The organism is Pseudomonas sp. NPDC087342 (assembly GCF_044744265.1).
GTDB classification, from domain to species: Bacteria; Pseudomonadota; Gammaproteobacteria; order Pseudomonadales; family Pseudomonadaceae; genus Aquipseudomonas; species Aquipseudomonas nunensis.
In genome coordinates this window covers 595,717-617,409 of the sequence record NZ_JBIUXZ010000001.1, presented here as the reverse complement: position 1 = coordinate 617,409, position 21,693 = coordinate 595,717, and the positions used below count along the sequence as shown (strand labels likewise).

The following is a 21,693-nucleotide window of genomic DNA, read 5'->3' as shown; positions in this document are numbered from 1 at the left end:
CTGCTGAGCGCGAGCAGCCACTAATCTGGCCATCAGACGCAATAACAAGGAAACATTCAATGAAAAGATTCATCCCGAATCTATTGATGGCTGCGATCAGTTTTGCCTCGATGGAAGCCATGGCCGCCACTGATCTGGTGCTGCTCAATGGCAAGATTTTCACCGCCGACCGTGCCCAACCGAAGGTGCAGGCCCTGGCGGTAGAAAACGGCAAGGTGCTGAAAGTCGGCACGGATGCGCAGATCAAGGCCTTGATCGACTCGAACACCAAAGTGATTGATCTCGGCGGCAAAACCCTGATGCCCGGCCTGATCGACAGCCATTCCCACGCGATTTTCGGCGGTCTGGAAATGGTCTCGGCGAATATGGAAGACGAAGTGGTCAGCCTCGACGAACTGGAAAAACGCCTGCGCGGCTGGCGTGATGACGGCAAGGCCAGACATGGCGATGTGCTGAGCGTGGCCGGCATGAGTTCGGCGTATTGGGCGCAGGCCGAGGCCTTCGGCAAGAAATTCAACAGCGGCGAATGGGCCCAGGTGCCGGTAGTATTCACCGGGAGCGACCACCACACCGCGTGGGCCAACGACGTGATGCTGCAACGCGCCGGCATCGATGCTGCGCTGCTGCAAAGCCTGCCCGACGCCGAGAAAGACACGATCGGCAAACGCGCCGATGGCAGCCCCAACGGTTTCCTGGTGGATGCCGGTTGGGACCGCGTCGCCTCGAAAATGCCGGTGCCGAGCGCTGCCGACATGCTCAAAGCCGCGCAATCCGCGGTGCGCTACAACAACAGTCTCGGCATCACCGCGTGGATGGACCCCGCCGCCAACGCCGCACCGGGCGAGCCGGTATTCGCCCTCAAGCCCACGGAGAAAACCGTCGGCGTGCTGCCGGCCTATAAAGCCCTGTCCGAGAGCGGCGGCATGACCGCGCACGTCGCCGCGCTGCTGGTGGCCAATCCGAAAAGCGTGCCGGCCGATCTCGATGTGCTGGACAAGGTGCGCCAGCAATTCCAGGGCATTCCCAACCTGACGCTGCCGGGGATCAAGATCTTCGCCGACGGCGTGATCGAATACCCGGCCCAGAGCGCGGCGATGATCGATCCGTACAGCAACTCGCACAAACAGGGTGAGTTGCTGATCGATCCGAAGCATTTCGGCGAACTGGTCAGCGCGATTGATCAGCGCGGCTGGCTGGTGCACATCCACGCCATCGGCGACCGTGCGGTACGCGAATCACTGAACGGCATCGAGCAGGCGCGCAAGGATCGCCAGAGCGGCGTGACCCACTCGATCACGCACCTGCAAATGGTCAACCCGAAGGAGTTTGCGCGGTTCAAACCGCTGAACGTGATCGCTTCGATGCAACTGCTGTGGGCGACTGCCGACGATTACACGCTGGACATGATCAAGCCCTACGTCAGCGCCCTGGCCTTCCGTTATCAATACCCGGCGCACTCGTTGCTCAAACAAGGCGCGACCATTGCCGGCGCCAGCGACTGGCCGGTGTCTTCGCCGAACCCCTTCAATGCCATGGCCCAGGCCATCACCCGTGTCGGCCCGCTGGGCGTGCTGAATGGCGATGAACGTCTGGACCGGGAAACGATGTTCTACGCCTACACCCTCAACGCCGCCCGGACCATCGGGTTGGAGAAGCAAATCGGTTCGCTGACGGCTGGCAAACAAGCCGATTTCATCGTGCTGGATCGCGATGTGTTCAAGGTCGACAACAAAGCCCTTCACGACACCCAAGTGCTGCAAACCTGGTTCGCCGGCCGCGAAGTCTACGCACCCACCTTATAAGAAAACCTCTTCCTGCCCGCCCCCTCGCTCGTCGTCGGGGTCTGGCGCAGCCTTGTCCGCTATCTGCCCAAAACAATCAAAACAAAGGCACTGACCCATGAAAGCTTTCACCCTGTTCGCCCTCGGATCCTTGAGCGTGTTGCCCCTGAGCAGCCAGGCCATCCCCTTGAATGACGACTTCAACGTACTGGTGGACCTGACCCTGGCCAGCGATTACCGCACTCGTGGTATCTCGCAAACTCAGAACGACCCCGCTGTGCAGGCTGGTGTCACGCTGGCCCATAGCAGCGGTTTGTACGCGGGGGCCTGGAGTTCGAACGTCGATTTCGGCGGTGGCCTGAAAACCCGTCAGGAAATCGACTACTACGCCGGCTGGCTGTGGCAGGCGACCGATGCCGTGAGCCTGGACCTCGGTTACCTGAAATACGCCTACCCCAAGGAAGGCCAGTTCAATCAGAGCGAGACCTACGGGATTCTCAGCGTTTACGGGGTGAAGCTCGCGGCCTATTACTCGGCGGATGCGCCGGGGATCGATAGCAAGCAGAGTTCGCTCTACACCTACGTCGGCTACGAAACCGAATTGCCCTACGGGCTGGGCCTGAAACTGCGCTACGGCGAAATGGACTTCAAGGACCCGCACCTGTACGCGTCTAACGGCCACGCCGAGGACGCGTACCACGAATGGGAAGTGAAACTGAGCCACGAACTGGCCGGGGTGATGGTTGGGTTGAGCTACATCGACACTGACCTTTCGCAAAGCCAGTGCGAGAGCAATTGGGGCTTCAAGGACGTGTGCACCGCGACGGTAGTGGCCAGCATCAGCAAATCCTTCTGACCACCGCAAATCCAGCCCCCACTGTGGGAGCGAGCTTGCTCGCGATGGCGGTGTGAGTCAACAGGGATGCTGAATCAGATGGCCTCATCGCGAGCAAGCTCGCTCCCACATTGGATCTCGAGTGGTCACAGCTTATGTGCACTCCATAAATCCCCTGTGGGAGCGAGCTTGCTCGCGATGGCGTCCTGTCAGTCAATACTGGTGGGGCTGAAACACCGCATTCGCGAGCAAGCTCGCTCCCACATTGGATCTCAAGTGGCCACAGCTTTTGTGCACTCCATAAATCCCCGGTGGGAGCGGGCTTGCTCGCGAAGAGGACTGCACATTCAACATCTCTGTTGACTGAATCACAGCATTCGCGAGCAGGCTCGCTCCCACAGTTTTTGATCAGTGCTTGTTACAGGATGTTTACGGAATTTTTACCAATGTTCTTCTACAGTTACGCGCGTCACTCCGTATTTGAGTAGAGGAATGTTTGAAATGGCTTTGGGCAAAGGACTGCGTTTACCGTCCATCACTCCGACCCGACTGGTGCTGCTGTTTTCCCTGGCACTGGTGGCGTTGTACAACCTGGCAACATGGAACGCGCTGGGGACTCTGATCTCCTTGCAAGGCTTACACAGACTGGGATTTTTCATCTCCTTCGGGCTGTTTTTGTGGGCAGCCATTACCCTGCTTTTGACCCTGGTTTCGTTTCGCTGGACGATGAAACCGGCGCTGACCCTCGTCGCCCTGCTCTCGTCCTGCGCTGCGTATTTCATGAACGAGTACGGGATCACCATCGACACGGTGATGATCCAGAACGTGTTCGAAACCAATCCCGCCGAAGCCACCGCGCTGTTCAACGGCAAGTTGCTGGCTTACGTGTTGCTGCTCGGCGTGCTGCCGGCGGTGCTGGTCTGGCGTTGGCCAGTGAGTTATCGACCGTTCTTTCGCGGGCTGCTGAACAAGATCCTGGTGATCGTCGCCTGTGTGCTGGTGATCGGCGCTTCGGTGGGCACGTTCTACTCGACCTACGCGCCGATCTTTCGCGAGGAAGACAAGCTCACCCACTTCATCAACCCGACCAACTACATCTACGCGATCAGCAAATACGCCAAGCAGCGGTTGGGGATCAAAAAACACTTCGTGGTGCAGGCCATCGGTGAAGACGCGGTGATGAGCGCCAAGGCCACCAGCCGCGAGAAGAAATCACTGATGGTGTTCGTGGTCGGCGAAACCGCCCGGGCCGACCATTTCTCGCTCAATGGCTATCAGCGCGAGACCAACCCCGAGTTGAGCCGGCTGGATATCCTGAACTTCACGAACGTGCACTCCTGCGGTACGTCCACGGCGGTGTCGGTGCCGTGCATGTTCTCGATGTTCCCGCGCGAGGATTACAGCGACAAGAAAGGCAAAACCTACGAAGGCTTGCTGGATATCCTGCAACGGGCCGGCGTGCAGGTGCTGTGGCTGGACAACAACAGCGACTGCAAGGGCACTTGCCTGCGGGTGCCGCACCGGGACATCGCGAAGAACCAGCCGGGGCCGTTCTGCGACGGCAACAATTGCCTGGACGAAGCGCTGCTGGCGGACCTGCAAGGCTACATCGACAGCCTCAAGGGCAACGCGATCATCGTCCTGCACGCCGACGGCAGCCATGGCCCGGAATACTACGAGCGCTACCCGAAAGAACTCGAGCGATTCAAACCGATCTGCCACACCAATCAGCTGGGCAGTTGCAGCCGCGAAGAGCTGCTCAACGTGTACGACAACACGATCCTCTACACCGACCACTTCCTCGCCAAGGTGATCGAACTGCTCAAGCGCAATCAGGACGCGCTCGATACGTCGATGCTCTACGTGTCCGACCATGGCGAATCCCTGGGGGAAAATGGCCTGTATCTGCACGCCGCGCCATATGCCCTCGCGCCGGAAGCGCAAACCCATGTGCCGATGGTCATGTGGTTCGGCAACAACACCTTGGCCCAGTTGGGGATCGACCGTGGTTGCCTGCAAGGCAAGAGCGGCCAGCCGGACCTGAGCCACGACAACCTGTTCCACTCGGTGCTCGGCTTGTTCGAAGTCCAGACCTCGCTGTATCAGCCGGGGTTAGACATCTTCCGAGGCTGCCGACCGCCGATGACGGCCGGCAAATAACCCTGTAGGAGCGAGGCTTGCCCGCGAAGACGGTGTGTCAGGTACGCCGCTTTCGCGAGCAAGCCCGCTCCCACATTTTGTCCCGGGTGGCCATAAATCCTGCGCCCGACGCAAATCCCCTGTGGGAGCGAGCCTGCTCGCGAAGAGGCCATCACCTTCAACATCTTCGTTGGCTGACCCACCGCTTTCGCGAGCAAGCCCGCTCCCACATTGGGTCCCGGGTGGCCATAAATCCTGCGCCCGACGCAAATCCTTTGTAGGAGCGAGGCTTGCCCGCGAAGGCGGTGGGTCAGGTATGCCGCCTTCGCGGGCAAGCCTCGCTCCTACGGGGTTGGGGGTAATCCGGAGAGGTAGGGCCAGGGGTAGATGCCGCGTTCGTGGCCGTCGCTGAAGATCAGTTGCAGGCCATAGCCCTGGGCGTTGAGCTCGACCACGCGAATCCGCGAATCCACCTTCACCGTCAGCCCTTGCAGCCGAAACGCCCGGCATTGCGAGCACGGGCATTGGCGGCGCAATTCAGCGTGATCGAGCAACTGCTCCCGCCCATCCGGCCAGTTCAGCCGCAGTTGCTGTTTGCTTTGGGAGTTGCCCACCGCCAGCGGGTTCATTGCAGTTGACTCAAGGCGATGCGCACGGCCTTGCGCACTTCCGGGTCGCCATCGTCTTGCGCGGCTTGCAGGGCTGCAACCGCGCCTCGGTCGTTCAATTCACCAAGGGCCAGGGCCGCTTCCTTGCGCAGGTTGCTGATGCGATGGCCGAGGGTTTCGATCAGCGCTTCAAGTGCCGGGGCATAGCGCAGGCGGCCGAGGCTGCGGGTGGCGCGCAGGCGGACTTGCCAGTAATCGTCGCCCAGTGCTTCGATCAGCGCCGGGCCGGCATCGGTGTGACCGACCTTGCCCAAGGTGGTGGCGGCTTCTTCTCGCACTTGCCACGCCTGATCCTGCAAAGCCTGGCGCAGCGCAGGTAGCACTTGAATATCGGACGCCAAGCCGAGGGCGCCAGTCGCGGCGCGGCGCACTTCGGTGTCCGGGTCGTCGCTGGCCAGTCGGGCTAACGCCGGCAACGCATCGAGTTGCTTGAGCCAGCCGAGTACACCAACGGCTTCGCGGCGTACGCTGGCGTCTTCATCCTTCAGCGCGACCAACGCAGCGGCAGCGGCATCGGGGAAACGCAATTCGCGCAAGGCCCTGAACGCCGCGACCCGCACACTGATATCGGCATGCCCGGTCCAAGGCAAAATCACCCGGCCAGCGGCTTCGCTTTTCAGCAGGCTCAAACTTTGCGCGGCCGCAGCCTGCACGGCCGGCGATGGATCGGTCAGCGCCTGGCACAACGCCTCGACCACCGGCTCATCTTCCCAGGCTTCCAATAGCCGAGCAGCTTCGGCACGGACTTCTTCGGTCGGGTCGTCTGCCAGCCGATCGACCAGCCACAGCAAACCTTCCGGTTCTTCGAGGTCGGCCAGTTCGATCAGGGCAATCCGGCGCACGCCCGGATCGTCATCGGTCAGGCGCGGTTGCAAGGCAAGGATGTCGTCGTTATCGGTTGTTTCGAATAATGAGGTCATAGGGCAAATCGCGGCAGTTTGTTTTCTGGGGGAAGTCCGAGAGGGTTCAGGCGTGGTAATTGCCGACCGTCCTCGTGACGCAGCAACTCGAGGCAGTGACGCTTCAAGCGTGAAAATTCGTGACTGGTGACCAGCTCGGTGGTGCGCGGCCGAGGGAAATCCAGGCGCAGGTCTTCGATGATTCGACCGGGTCGCGAGCTCATCACCAGCAGGCGATCGGCGAGGAACAGCGCTTCGTCGATGTCATGGGTGACGAACACCACGGTGGTGCGAATCCGCGTCCAGATGTCCAGCAGCAGTTCCTGCATGTTCAATCGGGTCAGCGCATCGAGGGCGCCGAAGGGTTCATCCATCAGCAACAGGCGTGGGCGGTTGATCAGCACCCGGGCGATTTCGACCCGCTGCTGCATGCCACCGGAGAGCTGGTCCGGCCAGCGCTCGGCGAAGCCTTCCAGCCCCACCAGCGCGAGGATTTCATCGGCGGCTTTGTGGCGTTCGGTCTTGCCGATGCCGCGCATTTTCAGGCCGAAAGCCACGTTGTCGCGCACCGTGCGCCAGGGGAACAGCGTGTGATGCTGGAACACCATGCCGCGTTGCGGTGACGGGCCGGAGATCGGCGCGCCATCGACATTCAGGGTGCCGATACGCGGTTGCAGATGCCCGGCCAAGGCCCCGAGCAAGGTGGACTTGCCGCAGCCGGACGGTCCGAGAATGCACACGAACTGCCCCGGTTCGATCTGGCAATCCAGGCCCTGGACCGCTTCGAACGCGGCGCTGCCCTCGCCCAGGCTGATGGACAACCCGCGAATATCGATGTGCCCTTCCGGGTGTTGAAAAACGCTCATCAGGCTTTTCCTCGTGGTCGATGCCAAGGCGTGAACAGCCCGCCGAGGCGTTTGATCAGCAGGCTGCTGCCCATCCCGAGCACTCCGATCAGCAACATGCCGACGACGATATCGGCGTAGTTCTGGATGGTGTAGGACTCCCAGGTGTAATAGCCGATGCCGTACTGGCCGGAGATCATTTCGGCGGTGACCAGGCAGAACCACGACGTGCCCATGCCGATGGCGAGGCCGGTGATGATGCTCGGCGCGGCGCCGGGCAGGATCACTTCCAGCAAGATGGCGCGACGCTCTGCGCCGAGGCTTCGGGCGGAGGCGATCAGGCGTGGGTCGACGCCTTCAACGCCGTGGATGGTGTTGAGCAGGATCGGGAACAGCGCGCCAGTGAAAGTGATGAAAACCATCGACAGTTCCGAGGATGGGAACATCAGGATGGCCAGGGGAATCCAGGCGACTGCGGGGATCGGTCGCAAGACTTCCAGTGGTGGCAGCAGCAAGTCTTCCGCCCATTTCGAACGGCCGATGGCCAGGCCCAACGCGATGCCGATGACCAGCGCCGCGAGGTAACCGGCGAAGACCCGGCTGAGGCTGCTGCTCAGGTGCTGGCCGAGCTTGCCAGAGTCGCCGAGGCCCAGTGCGGCCTGGATCACCGCCAGTGGGGTCGGGACGTTGGCGAAAGTGACAAGGCCGAGGTTCCAGTGACCGCTTGCAGCGAATTGCCAGAATAGGAGGCAGAGCAGCAGTGAGGCGGCTCTTGCGGTCCAGCGCAAATATAATCCGTACACAATAATTCCTCTCAACCCGAAACCTGTGGGAGCGAGCCTGCTCGCGAAGGCGTCGGCATATCCAGCATGGATGTGACTGACCCGGCGCTTTCGCGAGCAGGCTCGCTCCCACAGTTGATCGTTGGCGAACTCGATATTTGCGCCTGACTCAGATCCCTGTGGGAGCGAGCTTGCTCGCGATGAGATCGGACCAGCCAACATCAATGTTGAATGCACGATTGCCATCGCGAGCAAGCTCGCTCCCACAGGGGATTGCGGTGTTCCGAGGGTCAGCGAACCGCAACGGCCTGCGTGGTGGCATCCGTGAAGTCGAACACCTTGCCACCCTGCGCCGTAGCAAATTGCTGGGCCTGGCCCTTCAGCAGAAACGCGCTGAGCCGGCCTTTCGCATCGCTGGCAAACCACGCCTGATCCGCCAGCAACTTGATCCCGCTGTCACTCGCCTGGGCATACACCGCGCGGATGTTTTTGCCTTCCGCCTTCAACCCGGCCAACGCGGTGAACGCTGCTTCCGCCGAGGCGTACTGGCGGACTTTCGGTTCGCCGCGCACCCAGATTTCCGCCACGTGGCTGACATCGGTAATGGCTTTGCCGCTGACCGCATCCACAGCCTTGAGCGGTGTCTGCGCGTAGTTGGCCAGTTGCGCGGTGTAATCCAGGTTCGAAGCTTTGAATGCGGCTCGGATGTATTGGTCGTCGATGAAGGTATTGAGGTCGAGGCCACGTTCAGCCTTCTTTAACAACTTCAGCGTATCGATGGCGGTGCCGACTGCCTGGCGGTATTCCGGCTTCCAGCTCAAGTCACGGGTTTGCACCCCCAGCGGACCGTGGAACAGGTAATTCACCTCGGCATCGACCCCGGTAACTTTGGCGATCAGCTCGCTGTATTTCTCCGGTTCCGCCGCCAGCAGTTGATTGGCCTCGATGCTCGCACGCAGGTAAGCCACGACGATTTCCGGGTACTTCTTGGCGTAAGCCTGATCCACCAACGCACCATGGAAGGTCGGCGCGTTGGCCTGGGCGCCGTCGTAAATCTTGCGCGCGAAACCACGGCTCGGGAACAGCTCGGCGAACGGCACGAAGTCGGCATGCGCGTCGATCTTCCCGGCCTGCAACGCCGAGCCGGCGACTTCCGGTGGCTGGGCGATGATGTTCACGTCTTTCAGCGGATCCCAGCCTTGAGCGGCCACCGCACGCAGCAACATGCCGTGAGCGGTGGACGCGAACGGCACGGAAATGGTCTTGCCCTTGAGCTCTGCCAACGACTGCACGCCCGAAGCGCTCGGCACCACGATGCCGTTGCCGCTGCCCTTGGTGCTACCCGAGAGCACGCTGATAAACAGGCTGTGTTTGCCCGCCGTTTCGAACGCCACGCCGTTGAACGCACCGGGGAAATCGGCCATCGCGCCGAAGTCGAGTTTGCCGGCGACCATCTCGTTGGTCAGGGGCGCGCCGCTGGTGAAGTTTTTCCATTCCACGTCATATTTGGCGTCTTTGTATTGCCCGTCGTGGGGCAGGTATTTGTCCAGCAGGCCGAGCTCACGGATCAATAGGCCGCCGGCGGCGCAGTTGATGGTGGTGTCCTGGGTGCCGATGGCGATACGGATGGTTTCGGCCGAGGCTGACAAGGTGAATGACGCCAGTACCAGACCGGCCAGTGTTGCGCGCAAGAACATGGTGAATCCCCTCGAATCATTTATTGGATATTCGTCTCCGCCACGATCAGGGCGTGGTGGGAAACGAGGGGTGTTTTGAATCAGGCGTCCGGTGGTTGCCGGATGGCTTTTTTGTTGTCTGGGCCGGCCTCTTCGCGAGCAGGCTCGCTCCCACAGGTTTCGTGGTGTAGGCAGGATTTGCGACTGGCTTCAATCCACTGTGGGAGCGAGCTTGCTCGCGATAGCGTCCTTTCAGATCAGCGCAACAGGTACGGGATTTCGACTTTCACCGCGCCGGTCGGGCAGTCCTTTTCACACGGCATGCAGTACCAGCATTCGTCGAACGCCATGTAGGCCTTTTGTGTGGCCGGGTTGATCGCCAGCAGGTCCATCGGGCAGACGTCGACGCACACGGTGCAGCCTTTGTGGGCGATGCAAAGGTCCTCGTCGACCGTGACCGGTGCGTTGGAGCGGAAGAAGATTTCCTGGGGTTGATAGGCCATTTCACGGTTCTCTCTTTTTTAATACTCAGGCCGCAAACGCGCCGACCCGCAGGCGGTCGTAGGCCTGCATTTCTTCGGCATCGAGCGGGATGATGTAAGGCTCGACGGCTTTCTTGAAACTGGTCATCTGACCGTCGTCGCCCTTCTTCAGGTGGCAATGGCAGAACCAGTCGCTGTCGTTGCGTTGCGGGTAATCGACCCGGTAGTGGTAAAGCCCCCAGCGACTTTCGGCGCGGAACAATGAAGCGCGGGCGGCCATTTCGGCGCAGTCGCGGATCATGCTGACTTCCATGGCACGCATCAGCTCGTGAGGGTTGTGGGCCTTGATCTGATCGAGATCGCGCTGGATATCGCTGAAACGTTGCAGGCCGATTTGCATCTTCTTGGTCACTTTCGGCGGTTGCAGGTAGTCGTTCACGAAGCGCCGCAGCTTGTATTCGACCTGGGCTGGCGGCAGACCGTGTTCGCGATCCAGGGGTGCGTAGACCCGAGTTTTTTCGATTTCGACTTGCTGGGCATTCACCGCTGAAAACTCGCGTCCGGCGACAAAGTCCGCCGCGTTGGTGCCCGCAAACCAGCCATAGGTGAACGCACCGAGCATGTAGTTGTGCGGCACTGCGGCCATATCTCCGGCCGAGTACAAGCCCTTCACTGAAGTCTCAGCCCGTTCGTTGACCCACACTCCCGATGCCGAATGCCCGCTGCAAAAACCGATCTCGGAGATGTGCATTTCGACCATCTGCGTGCGGTAATCCGTGCCGCGATTGGCGTGGAACTGGCCGCGACTCGGGCGCTCGTTGCTGTGCAGGATCTCTTCGATGTTCTGGATGGTTTCCTCGGCCAGGTGATCGAGCTTGAGGAACACCGGGCCGTTGCCGCTTTCGAGTTCCTGGTGGAACTCCCACATCATCTGGCCGCTCCAGTAGTCGCACTCGATAAAGCGCTCGCCCTTGTTGTTGGCGGTGTAGCCACCCAATGGGCCGGTGACGTAGGCGCAGGCCGGGCCGTTGTAATCCTTGATCAACGGGTTGATCTGGAAGCATTCGAGGTTCGCCAGTTCGGCCCCGGCGTGATACGCCATCGCATAACCGTCGCCCGCGTTGGTCGGGTTTTCGTAGGTGCCCATCAGGTAACCCGAGGACGGCAGCCCCAGGCGTCCGGCGGCGCCACAGGCGAGGATCACAGCCTTGGCCTTGATCACATGGAAGTCGGCAGTGCGGCAGTCGAAGCCCATCAGGCCGTTGACCGCGCCCTCTTCGTCCGTCAGCAAGCGTGTGCACACCACGCGATTGGTGATGCTGACTCGCGCCCGTTTCAACTGGCGATACAGGACTTTCTTGATGTCGTGCCCTTCCGGCATCGGCAGCACGTAGGCGCCCATGTGGTGGACCTTTTTCACCGCGTAGTCGCCGGTTTCATCCTTTTCGAACTTCACGCCCCAGCGGTCGAGTTGCTCGATGGTTTCAAAACTGTGCGTGGCATAGGCGTAGACCGCCGCCTGATTGACGATGCCGTCATTGGCGATGGTGATTTCCTTGGTGTACTGCTCCGGCGTCGAGTGGCCGGGAATGATCGCGTTGTTCAGGCCATCCATGCCCATGCTGATCGCGCCACTGCGCTTGACGTTGGCCTTGTCGATCAGCAACACGCGCAAATCGCGGTTGCGTTCCTTGGCCTTGATCGCTGCCATCGGCCCGGCAGTGCCGCCGCCGATCACGACGATGTCGTATTCCTGCTCCAACGTGCTTCTGGTTATTGAGCTGTGGGTCATGCCTGCACCCCTTTTTGCCGGTCGATCCGCAAGCGGTACTGGAAGGCATCGCCACGGTAGTAAAGGTGTTCGAAGTCCACGGGAACGCCGGCTGCATCGTGGGTCAGACGCTCGATGCGCATGATCGGCGAGCCGGCTTCGACGTTCAGCGCCTGGGTCAAGTCGCTGTCGGCCAGCACTGCGTCGATGGCCAGGTCGGCGTGGCCGAGGGCCAGGCCGCAGTCGTTTTCCAGGATCAGGAAGATATCGCGGGTCACCAGGTCGGCCTTCTCCAGCCGCTCGCCGATGGCTTTGGGCAGGTAGGTGATTTCCAGGGAAATCGGCTCGCGATTGATCAGCCGGACGCGTTTGATCTGCGCCACGGTTTCGCCTTCGGCGACCTGCAAACGCTCGGCGACCAGTTTGTCGGCGGCGATGAATTTGAAGCTGCGCAGGCGGTTGATCACCTCGTAGCCGCGACCGGTCATGGACTCGGCAAGGCCTTGCAGGGTGCTGACGTTCTGGAAGGTTTTCGGCTTGGCGACGAAGGTGCCCTTGCCGTGGATCTTGAAGATCAGCCCTTCTTTTTGCAGGTCGCCCAACGCCTGACGCACGGTGATGCGGCTGACTTTGAACAGCGCGCCGAGTTCGCTTTCGGAGGGCATCTGGCTGTCTTGCGGGTATTCACCGTCGAGGATCCGCGCACGCAGCACGTCGCGGAGCTGGGTGTGCAGGGGCACGCTGCTGAGGGATAGAACGTTATCGGTCATCTGAGATCACTTGTTATAACGAGTTATGACGTGATCTTAGAGAGGTGATGCGGGGGTTGAGAAATATTGTTTAAGCATAAGGTTAGATTCGCGGCGCAAACACGATCCCATCTGTAGCAGCTGCCGAGCAGCGCGAGGCTGCGTCCGGCGGCGCAGCCGTCGTAAAATCAGACAACGCGGTGTATCAGGCAGACCGAGTACGCAGGGTTTGCGACGGCTTCGCCGCCGGACGCAGCCTCGCGCTGCTCGACAGCTGCTACGGATAAGAGTGGCGTTAGCGCTTGAGGATCTGGTCCATCACCCAATCCGTCTTCAGCGCTTCCCCGGCTAGCGCCGGATGCTGCGCTTCACCGCGGATATGCGCATTCATCCCCAGCACATGGTGCCACTGAATGTGCTCGTGATGATCGATATCCAGGCTGAGGGTTTCTTCGGCTTCGAGCACCACCGGGTGCTCATCGAACACCGAAAAACTGATCCGCCCCTTGCTGCCAATTATCTCGACCCGATCCTCGCGCCGGTCGGCCACGAAGTTCCAGCAGCCCATACCCGTGGCGCCCGAAGCAAACCGCCAACTGGCGGTGACCGCATCCTCGGCGGCATACAACCCGGCTTGTCGCGCGGTGAAACCAGCCACTTCGACGACGTCACCCAGCAGGTACTGGAACAGATCAAAACCATGGCTCGCCAGGTCGGCAAAGTAGCCGCCGCCAGCAATCGCGGGGTCGGTGCGCCAGTTATCGCTGCCGCCCAAGTCCGCCGGTGAAGGCGCCTTGGTCAGGGTCCAGGTCAGGTGCCGGACTTCACCGATCCGGCCTTGCGCCAGCCATTGGCGCACTTGCTGGAAGCGCGGCAGCGAACGTCGGTAGTAGGAAACGAACAGGTGTAGCCCGGCATCGGCGAATGCCTTTTGCATCTCTCGGCTTTGCCCGGCATTCAGCGACATCGGTTTTTCGACGCAGCAATGTTTGCCGGCGGCGGCCACCAACAAGGCGTAAGCGTGGTGACTGTCGGGAGGCGTGGCGATGTACACCGCGTCCACCTCGGGGTCGTTGATCAGCGCTTCGGCATCGGTGTAGAACCGGGCGATGCCGTGGCGCGTGGCGTAATCGCTCACCGCTTCCAGCCGTCGCCCCATCACCGCCACCAGCGCCGAGCCCGGCGCCTTGTAGAAGGCCGGCCCGCTCTTGCGTTCAGCAACGCTGCCGCAACCGATCATGCCCCAACGCACCACGTTCATACTCACTCCTTGAGGTTCAGCCAATGCGCAATGCGCGCAGGTCCAGGTGACCGTCCTTGAGTGGCGGGCACCAGTAATAGCCGCCGGTAATCGGCCGGCTCATGCGATACAAACCATCGGTGATGCCGTCTTCCAGACCGCTCATGCGCCGCAGTTGCGCTTCGAACGCATCAAGGGAGAAGCCGAACGCGAGGAACATCAGACCGGCGCGATGGCCTTCGATCCACGGCATCGAGCGGCGAACCACGAAGGCTTCAGGGGCGAAGCTTTCCTGAGCCGTGCGCTTGACGTGGGCGGAGATCGGCGCGTCGTCGAGTTCTTCGTTATCGCTCAGGCGACGGCCCATGATGTTGTCCTTTTCATGGGACGGCATCGCGTTGAAGCCTTTCAAATCATGCTGCCATTGCTGGATCGCAGCGAAACTGCCACCGACCGTGCCGTCAGCGCCCTCGCCCACCAGCGCAGCGGCCACGGCGGCTTCGTCGTGCGGGTTTTCGGTGCCGTCTTCGTAGCCGGTCAGGTCGTGGCCGGTGAGGTGGCGGAAGGTTTCGTTCATCTGCACCAGGCGAAACGCCGGGGCCAGCGCGGCTTCGATGGCGGTGCTGCGATTGAGCAATTCACCACGATCCACGCCGTGCAACCAGCACCATAATGCGTGTTGGGTCGACGGGTTATCGACGCCCACGCCGGCCATGGCCGGGAATGCGCGCAGGCCTTCGATCTGACCGTGCAGGGCTTTGACCAGGGACTCACCGAAACCGACCACCGCCGACGCGCCGTCTACCAGTTGCATCAACTTGTCGAGCGCGGCCGGCAGTGCAGCGACGGATTCGAGGGCGAAGAACATATGACGGGCTTGAGGCGGAACAGGGGTGGCGAGAATGCCCGGCTGGTAGTAACTCATATGAACTCCTTAAAAAGAGGCCGAGTTTAACCGGGGCTAAGACTGTTGTGTATTTTCAGGGCAAAAGATCACCTGTAGGAGCGAGGCTTGCCCGCGAAGACGGTTTCACATCCAACAGAGATGTTGACCGGTCCACCGCCTTCGCGGGCAAGCCTCGCTCCTACAGGGGTTCGCTATGAGCTGACCCGAAACGCCGTCGGGCTCATCCCGGTCCAGCGCTTGAACGCCCGGCGAAAGCTGCGCACGTCGCTGTAGCCGACTTCTTCGGTGATTCGCTCGATCGACATTTCGGGATTGGCCAGCAAACTCAACGTCCGTGCCTGGCGCACTTGCTCCAGCAAGGTCTCGAACGTCAGCGCATGTTCAGTCAAGCGCCGACGCAACGTACGGCTGCTCATGTTCAAATCGCCAGCGATCTTCTCGATGTGGCTGCCACGCGTCAAATCCCGGGAAATCGCCCGCTCCACGGCTTGAATCAGGTCGATTTTCTGGTGCACCTGCGCCGCTTCCAGCTCCAGCAACTTGACCGCCTGACGCAACGCCAGCGAATGATGATTCGGCAGCCGCACGTCCAGCCAATGCGCGGCGATCACCATGCGGTTCTGCAGGCAACCGAACCGCACCTCAGGCCCCAGCAAACGCGCGTACTCGGCAACGTAATCCGGCGCGGCGTGGACGAACTCCACCGTCATCGGCTTGAAATCAGCCCCGACCAGCGCCCGGCCGTAGACCAACAGGCTGGCGAAAAACTCCTCCACCGCAAACAGCTGCACATCGGCAAACGGCAGGCGACATTCGATGTCGAGAAACACCCGATCCCCCGCCTCCTCCACGCTCGACACCACGATGCCGCCCGAGGTGTGTTGGTGGCGGATGCCTACCTCAAAGGCATCACGCAGGGTCTTGCACAGCGACAACACATGCCCGAGCAAGCCGAGGGTGCCGAGCACGTTCTGCGCACCAACCCACAGGCCGAGCCCGCGATTGGGCAAGACCTTGAGCGCGCGCTGGATCATCGCCACGGCCTGGCGATAGGAAATCCGCTGCGCCGGGTCCTGCAGGTCTTCCAGGGTAAAACCCAGGCCTCGGCAAAGACTCTCGGGATTGACCCCTTTGAGTTCGGCGACTTCGGCGAGTGTTTGCAGGAGGAATGGCGAAACCAGTGCCAGTTCGTAGGTAGGATCGACGACTTTCATTTGCATGGGGCAGGACATCCCGGATCAAGCTGAATTCTTATTTTTGTTACCGGTTATGTCGAAAGAAGTTAGCACAGGGTTTGGCGGCTGTCCGCAGAAGTCCCCCTATGTGGCCGCCAATACCCTGCCCGGCCAGGCCCGAACCGCTTATTTCTATGCAACGGCCGGCGGTTGGCCCCTAACAATAATAATGAGCACACATATGAACCCGACCCGCACACGATTCTGCTTGCGACTGGCCGTCAGCCTGGCCGGCGTCTACGCCATTCATTTGCCGGCGCTGGCCACCGAGGCCGGCGTGGACAATATCGGCACCGGCACCGATGGTTTCTTCATGCTGCCGCTGGAAGTCGACAGCCTTCCGGACAACATGGTGGCGTTCAACATCTACTACAACCACTACAAAGCCACCAAATTCCATATCAGCTCCCTCGGCGGCAAAGTGCCGAATGTCGAAATCGAATCTACCGCCGTGATCCCGCGCCTGGATTACCTGAGTCCCTTGCGCATTTTCGGCGGGCGGCTGGCCGGCTACATCGCGCAACCCTGGCTCAAGCAGGAAGTCTCGGTGTTCGGCTTGCAGGACACCCGCGAAGGCATGGGCGACACGACGATTGCGCCGATCATTCTCTGGGACATGGGCAAGAACCTGACCCTCGGCGCAGCCGTGGAAATCACCGTGCCCACCGGCGAATACAGCACCGATCGCCTGGCCAACACCAGCAACAATTTCTACACCTACAAGCCGCTGTTTTCCTTCACCTGGCTGCCGACGGAGCGCACCGAGGTGTCGATGAAGACCACCTACAGCTTCAACGAGAAAAACAAAGACACCGACTACAAGTCGGGGCAGATTTTCCACTTCGATTATTCCGCCAGCTACAAGATCACCGACGACCTGATGCTCGGCCTCAACGGCTACTACCTCAAGCAAACCACCGACGACAAACAGTTCGGCCGCACCGTGCAATTCAACGGCGAAGACGTCAACGACGGCGTGCGCGGCCAGGTATTCGCCATCGGCCCGGCGCTGCACTGGACCTTCCTCAAATACGCCAGCGCGGAGATCCGCTGGGCCAAGGAGTTTGATGTGGAAAACCGCCCGGAAGGCGAAATGCTCTGGGCGAAAGTCAGTATTCCGTATGCGTTTTGACTGACTACACACCATTCCCCTGTGGGAGCGAGCCTGCTCGCGAAGGCGGTGGGTCATTCAGTACTGATGTGACTGACAGTCCGTATTCGCGAGCAGGCTCGCTCCCACAAGGGATCATTGGTGGGCGCAGAATCTGTGTTCGGCACCAGTCCCTGTAGGAGCGAGGCTTGCCCGCGAAGGCGGCGTGTCAGGCAACAACACTGTCGACTGAACCACCGCCTTCGCGAGCAAGCCCGCTCCCACAGGGTTTTCACTTGGCTCAGGATTTCAGTCACTGGGGGTTTGGCGGAAGCTCACGGCCAGGCGATTCCAGCTGTTGATGGTGGTGACGGCGATGGTCAAATCCACCAGTTCACCTTCATTGAATTGCTCCCGCGCCAACGCGTAGACGTCATCCGGCACATGACTTTCGGAGAGCAGCGTCACCGCTTCAGTCCACGCCAGCGCCGCCCGTTCCCGTGGGTTGAAGAAGCCACTGTCACGCCAGACCACGATCGAATACAAACGCCGATCTGTCTCGCCGAGGCGTCGGGCATCCACCGAGTGCATGTCGGTGCAGAAGGCGCAGCCGTTAAGTTGTGAGGCGCGGATTTTGATCAGGTGCAGCAAGGCCGGTTCGATGCTCAGGTTGCTGGTCAGCGCTTCCATGGCGATCATGGCTTTCATCGCTTTGGGCGAGGCGCTGTAGTAGTCCAGGCGGGGATTCATGGCGGGACCTCGTAGCGCGGTTGTGTATGCCCAAGGTAGGCGCTGATGCAGCCGCGTTACAGATCCAATTCCACGGAAAACCCAGGGACCACCCAGTAACAGACCAATCCGGCGCTTTTTGCCCACGCAACTTCTATGCAGCAGCGCAATGGGGGTAATCTGGCGCGACCCACAGTCGCGTCACAGCCCCAGGAGCCCCGCTGGTATGGAACTTCACGTTGTCATCAACGGCCGCAAGGACCTGGCAGGCCAGTTGTACCAACAGCTGCGCAGTGCCATCGAAACCGGTCGCCTGGCAGCCGGCACGCAACTGCCGCCCAGCCGTTTGCTGGCGGAACAGTTGGGCATTTCGCGCAAGACCATTTCCGACACGTACTCGCAACTGACCTACGAAAACTTCCTCACCGGAGTGACCGGCAAAGGCACCTACGTCAACGCGCGGCCGGCGAAAATCCAGCGCAAGCAGAGCCATTCGGAGCTGGCCGGCAGCGAGGTCATCGAGTCGTGGCGCAACCTGCCGGTGTTCCTGCGCCACCCGACGCTGGAAGGCTCGCTGCGCTACGACTTTATCGGCGGCGCCACCAGCAAGGGCCAGTTTCCCCAGGACGATTGGCGGCGCTGCACCTCTCACGCGTTGCGCCAGATTGCCGGTTCCAAGGGTTTCTACAGCCTGCCCGAAGGCCTGCCGGCGCTGCGCAATGCGATTGCCCGGCACATCGCGTTTTCCCGCGGGGTCAATTGCCAGGACGAAGACGTGGTGGTGTGCAACGGCGCCCAGCAAGCCCTGGACCTGATTGGCCGGGTGCTGCTGCGGCCCGGCAGTCTGGTGGCGATGGAAGATCCCGGTTATCCCCCGGCGCGCCTGTTGTTCGGCAGCCACGGGGCCACGGTAGTCGGGGTGCCGGTGGACGCAGAAGGTATTCAGGTCGAGTTGATTCCGGACGGGACGCGGCTGATTTACGTGACGCCGTCGCACCAGTTTCCATTGGGCATGCCGATGAGCCAGGCACGTCGCGAAGCCCTGCTGGCACGGGCCCGTGAGCTGGGCGCGATCATCATCGAAGACGATTACGACAGCGAATTCCGCTACGAGGGCCGGCCCACCGATTCGCTGCAAAGCATGGACGAGCGCGGCATCGTCGCTTACGTCGGCACGTTCTCGAAAACCCTGCTGCCGGAGCTGCGACTGGGTTACACCATCCTGCCACCAGCGATTCTCGAAGCGGTGATCCGCGCCAAGCAGCTCACCGACCTGCACACCTCGACCCTGCCGCAATGGGCGCTGGCCAAGTTCATCGCCGAAGGTTGCCTGCTCAAGCACATTCGCCGTTGCCACACGATCTATGCCGGGCGCCGCGAGCGGATCCTCGCGCGCATGGCCGGTGACCTTTCGCCGTGGCTGGAAGCCGTGCCGACGGTCGCCGGGTTTCACATGGTGGCGCTGTGCAAGGTGCCCATCGACTTGACGCTGGTTATCGAACTGGCGAGAAAAGTCGAAGTCGGGCTGTATTCGATTGAGGGCTTTTTCTATCAGCAAGCACCGCGCGCCGGGCTGCTCATGGGGTTTGGCGCGATTGAAACCCTGGACATCGACACCGCGCTGGACCGCGTGCGCGACATTTTGCAGCAGGTCGCCTGACGATTGGTCTGCGGGTTTATCCGGCGATTGGCTATTGGCGGTCCCCCGGTCCGGGCCTATTCTGCTGGGGCGTTATCCCTCAATGAGCAGGATTCGTCCGGCCTGATTCAGGAGTGTGAGTAATGTCCAACGAAGTGATCAATACCGTCAGGGTGCAGGCCGCCGCCGGCCGCTCGGAAGAACTGGGTAAGCAACTGCAAAAGATTGTAGACACCCTGCGCGAACTTCCGGGCTGCGATTCCTACATGGTCGACCGCTGCCCCGAGGACAGCAACCGCTGGAACGTCAGCGCCCGCTGGCAATCGGAAGCGGCCATGCAATCGCATTTCAACAGCCCGCAAGTGCAGGGTTTTATTGGTTTGATTGATAGCCGGTTGGCTAATGCCGTGGACTTCAATAGCTTTCCTATCGTCTGAAACGTGCGCGGCCTCGTAGCAGCTGTCGAGCTGCGCGAGGCTGCGTTCGGCGGCGCAGCCGTCGCAAACCCCGCGTACGCATTCTTCCTGATACACCGCATTGGCTGATTTCACGACGGCTTCGCCGCCGAACGCAGCCTCGCGCTGCTCGACAGCTGCTACATCAATTAATGTCGCCGCCCTTGATTGGTCCCCTCACCTTCCCGAATATTGGCCGTTTTATTGCCCCGACCCGAGGCTTACTGTGGTCCCTGACGACTAACAACCCCCAGGTGATCAACCATGAAAGCTTTGAGTTTACTGGCCGCCCTGGCCCTCAGCGTTTCTGCCTCGGCCTTCGCCCACGACCCGTCGGAAAAGGTCACCGTGTTGCAGGATGAACTACTGCAAAACGTGCCCGGCAAAAAAGCCATGATGATCGAGGTCGACTACAAGCCCGGCCAATCCTCCATCGCCCACAAACACGACGGCACGGCCATGGCTTACGTGCTGCAAGGCCAGGTCACTTCCCAGGTCAAGGGCCAGAAAGCGATCACCTACAAGACCGGCGAGTTCTGGTACGAGCCGGCCGGTTCCGAGCATCTGGTGTCGAAAAACGCCAGCGCCACCAAACCCGCCAAGTTGCTGGTGTTCATGGTGTTGTCGCCGGACGAGAAAGTATTGATCCCCTTGAAAAACTGATAGCCAGTGCATCAGCCATAAATAAAAAGGCTCGAATCGATGATTCGGGCCTTTTTATTACCCGGCGCACTTAGATGAAAACTTTTACATCAAACAAAACTATGGATCAGTCTATAAGTGTATTTATGGACGATTTCATTCAGCCCATAGAGGTTTAGTCTGGAGCCACTGCCGGACACTACCGGCAACTATCAACTTTTCGACTCAAGTTGTTTCACTGGAGAAACACCATGAAACTTGCGCTTGTCAGTTCGTTGACGATTGCCGCGTTGCTCGCCGGCTGCTCGGTCCCCACCGCCCCCAAAGCCGTGTCGTCCCTGGACACGATGTTCAGCGCGCCGGTCGGCCGTTCCAGCGCCGCCCAAGTGACCAATGGCGGCAATGTTTCCCTGGGCATTGTCTTCAGCCCTTCCACCCAGGCTAACCGCGAATACCTGCGCCACTACCAGGCCAATGCCGGCACCGGTTTCGGCCAAAGCCTGCTGGTGCAGCCGATCCACGACGCCTACGTAGCGACGTCCAACCCGGACTTTGCGGTGGATGCCGTCAAGGCGTCGTTGCAGCGCCAGTTCGGTTCGGTGACGGTCTATCCAGACCTGCAAAGCCTGCGGGCTGCGCGGCCGGATGTGGTGGCGATTGTCGATACCCACAGCCAGTTGATGACCTCGCGCAGTTCCGATATCAAGGCCGATGTCAGTGCGGATTTTTATGATGCGAAGTTTAACTACATCGGTACTGCGCAAGGGCATGATGCCAAGTCATTGAGTCCTGTGTGGGCCGACTTTAAACGCAGTGAAGAGATTGTTGCGGATATTAATCAACAACAGGATGTGCAAGTTCGGGCGCTGAAGAAGTTTGACCAGTCGCTCAGTAATTTATTGACCAGCCCGGCAAGTAATGTGTCGATGATCAGCAATAGCACGGATCAGAAGTTGTAGTGAGGCGGATGGCCTCTTCGCGGGCAAGCCTCGCTCCTACATTGGAATGCGATCAACTGTAGGAGCGAGGCTTGCCCGCGAAGAGGCCCGCCCAGCCACCACAAAACCCAAAGGCATAAAAAAACCCCCGCATCTCTCGATACAGGGGTTTTTTCATTCAGCGCCTAAAA

The 21,693-nt window shown here is 60.5% G+C and carries 20 protein-coding genes; 8 read left to right on the top strand and 12 right to left on the bottom strand.

The window, feature by feature from the left end; genetic code table 11:
* The first annotated feature begins 59 nt into the window (after window positions 1-59).
* From ACIOYV_RS02905 to ACIOYV_RS02895, 3 genes are all read left to right on the top strand, one after another.
* Entirely contained in the window at window positions 60-1,802 is a 1,743-nt protein-coding gene (locus tag ACIOYV_RS02905; protein ID WP_401320683.1) for an amidohydrolase, read from the top strand.
* Between the two features lie 97 nt (window positions 1,803-1,899).
* Complete coding sequence (locus tag ACIOYV_RS02900; RefSeq protein WP_401320681.1) at window positions 1,900-2,637, top strand: TorF family putative porin; 738 nt, start codon at window positions 1,900-1,902, stop codon at window positions 2,635-2,637.
* A 480-nt stretch (window positions 2,638-3,117) separates the two neighbouring features.
* Window positions 3,118-4,776: a phosphoethanolamine transferase gene (locus tag ACIOYV_RS02895; protein WP_401320678.1), complete on the top strand. Its 1,659-nt coding sequence runs from the start codon at window positions 3,118-3,120 to the stop codon at window positions 4,774-4,776.
* Between the two features lie 323 nt (window positions 4,777-5,099).
* Here the strand turns inward: ACIOYV_RS02895 and ACIOYV_RS02890 are convergent, their stop codons facing one another.
* The 11 genes from ACIOYV_RS02890 to ACIOYV_RS02840 form a co-directional block, all read right to left on the bottom strand.
* Window positions 5,100-5,384 carry a DUF971 domain-containing protein gene (locus ACIOYV_RS02890; protein WP_401320676.1) on the bottom strand — a complete coding sequence of 95 codons (285 nt, stop codon included), beginning with the start codon at window positions 5,382-5,384 and terminating at the stop codon, window positions 5,100-5,102.
* On the bottom strand, window positions 5,381-6,343 hold the full coding sequence (locus ACIOYV_RS02885; protein ID WP_401320675.1) for a HEAT repeat domain-containing protein: 963 nt from the start codon (window positions 6,341-6,343) through the stop codon (window positions 5,381-5,383). Before ACIOYV_RS02885 ends, ACIOYV_RS02890 begins: the two co-directional genes overlap by 4 nt.
* The gene (locus ACIOYV_RS02880) at window positions 6,340-7,188 is read right to left on the bottom strand and encodes an ABC transporter ATP-binding protein (protein ID WP_054047644.1); all 849 of its coding nucleotides are present in this window, start codon (window positions 7,186-7,188) and stop codon (window positions 6,340-6,342) included. The genes ACIOYV_RS02885 and ACIOYV_RS02880 overlap by 4 nt, the downstream gene beginning before the upstream one ends.
* Window positions 7,188-7,970 carry an ABC transporter permease gene (locus ACIOYV_RS02875; RefSeq protein ID WP_401320672.1) on the bottom strand — a complete coding sequence of 261 codons (783 nt, stop codon included), beginning with the start codon at window positions 7,968-7,970 and terminating at the stop codon, window positions 7,188-7,190. Before ACIOYV_RS02875 ends, ACIOYV_RS02880 begins: the two co-directional genes overlap by 1 nt.
* Window positions 7,971-8,239: 269 nt before the next feature.
* Window positions 8,240-9,646, bottom strand: coding sequence for an ABC transporter substrate-binding protein (locus tag ACIOYV_RS02870; protein WP_401320670.1), 1,407 nt, complete (start codon window positions 9,644-9,646; stop codon window positions 8,240-8,242).
* A 236-nt stretch (window positions 9,647-9,882) separates the two neighbouring features.
* Window positions 9,883-10,128 carry a ferredoxin family protein gene (locus ACIOYV_RS02865; protein ID WP_007946457.1) on the bottom strand — a complete coding sequence of 82 codons (246 nt, stop codon included), beginning with the start codon at window positions 10,126-10,128 and terminating at the stop codon, window positions 9,883-9,885.
* A 25-nt stretch (window positions 10,129-10,153) separates the two neighbouring features.
* Window positions 10,154-11,899: a fumarate reductase/succinate dehydrogenase flavoprotein subunit gene (locus ACIOYV_RS02860; RefSeq protein WP_401320669.1), complete on the bottom strand. Its 1,746-nt coding sequence runs from the start codon at window positions 11,897-11,899 to the stop codon at window positions 10,154-10,156.
* Window positions 11,896-12,648, bottom strand: coding sequence for a GntR family transcriptional regulator (locus tag ACIOYV_RS02855; protein WP_401320666.1), 753 nt, complete (start codon window positions 12,646-12,648; stop codon window positions 11,896-11,898). Before ACIOYV_RS02855 ends, ACIOYV_RS02860 begins: the two co-directional genes overlap by 4 nt.
* Before the next feature lie 274 nt (window positions 12,649-12,922).
* The gene (locus ACIOYV_RS02850) at window positions 12,923-13,888 is read right to left on the bottom strand and encodes a Gfo/Idh/MocA family protein (RefSeq protein ID WP_401320665.1); all 966 of its coding nucleotides are present in this window, start codon (window positions 13,886-13,888) and stop codon (window positions 12,923-12,925) included.
* Window positions 13,889-13,904: 16 nt separating this feature from the next.
* Window positions 13,905-14,792 (bottom strand): Dyp-type peroxidase, encoded by an 888-nt coding sequence (locus ACIOYV_RS02845; protein WP_401320664.1) that lies wholly within the window; start codon window positions 14,790-14,792, stop codon window positions 13,905-13,907.
* A gap of 173 nt (window positions 14,793-14,965) precedes the next feature.
* The gene (locus ACIOYV_RS02840) at window positions 14,966-15,994 is read right to left on the bottom strand and encodes an AraC family transcriptional regulator (RefSeq protein ID WP_401320661.1); all 1,029 of its coding nucleotides are present in this window, start codon (window positions 15,992-15,994) and stop codon (window positions 14,966-14,968) included.
* 196 nt (window positions 15,995-16,190) lie between these two features.
* On the opposite strand from ACIOYV_RS02840, the gene ACIOYV_RS02835 reads away from it, so the two are divergent.
* A complete protein-coding gene (locus tag ACIOYV_RS02835) occupies window positions 16,191-17,141 on the top strand; it encodes a transporter (RefSeq protein ID WP_054047631.1) in 951 nt (316 codons plus the stop codon).
* Between the two features lie 267 nt (window positions 17,142-17,408).
* On the opposite strand, the gene ACIOYV_RS02830 is transcribed toward ACIOYV_RS02835, so the two are convergent.
* The gene (locus tag ACIOYV_RS02830; protein WP_163909796.1) at window positions 17,409-17,849 is read right to left on the bottom strand and encodes a carboxymuconolactone decarboxylase family protein; all 441 of its coding nucleotides are present in this window, start codon (window positions 17,847-17,849) and stop codon (window positions 17,409-17,411) included.
* Window positions 17,850-18,054: 205 nt separating this feature from the next.
* Between ACIOYV_RS02830 and ACIOYV_RS02825 the strand changes: the two genes are divergently transcribed.
* The 4 genes from ACIOYV_RS02825 (at window position 18,055) to ACIOYV_RS02810 (ending at window position 21,523) form a co-directional block, all read left to right on the top strand.
* On the top strand, window positions 18,055-19,488 hold the full coding sequence (locus ACIOYV_RS02825; protein ID WP_401320657.1) for a PLP-dependent aminotransferase family protein: 1,434 nt from the start codon (window positions 18,055-18,057) through the stop codon (window positions 19,486-19,488).
* Between the two features lie 122 nt (window positions 19,489-19,610).
* Window positions 19,611-19,904, top strand: coding sequence for a putative quinol monooxygenase (locus ACIOYV_RS02820; protein WP_054047625.1), 294 nt, complete (start codon window positions 19,611-19,613; stop codon window positions 19,902-19,904).
* 282 nt (window positions 19,905-20,186) lie between these two features.
* Complete coding sequence (locus ACIOYV_RS02815) at window positions 20,187-20,585, top strand: cupin domain-containing protein (RefSeq protein WP_054615052.1); 399 nt, start codon at window positions 20,187-20,189, stop codon at window positions 20,583-20,585.
* A 230-nt stretch (window positions 20,586-20,815) separates the two neighbouring features.
* The gene (locus tag ACIOYV_RS02810) at window positions 20,816-21,523 is read left to right on the top strand and encodes an ATPase (protein ID WP_401320653.1); all 708 of its coding nucleotides are present in this window, start codon (window positions 20,816-20,818) and stop codon (window positions 21,521-21,523) included.
* Window positions 21,524-21,693: the final 170 nt, after the last annotated feature.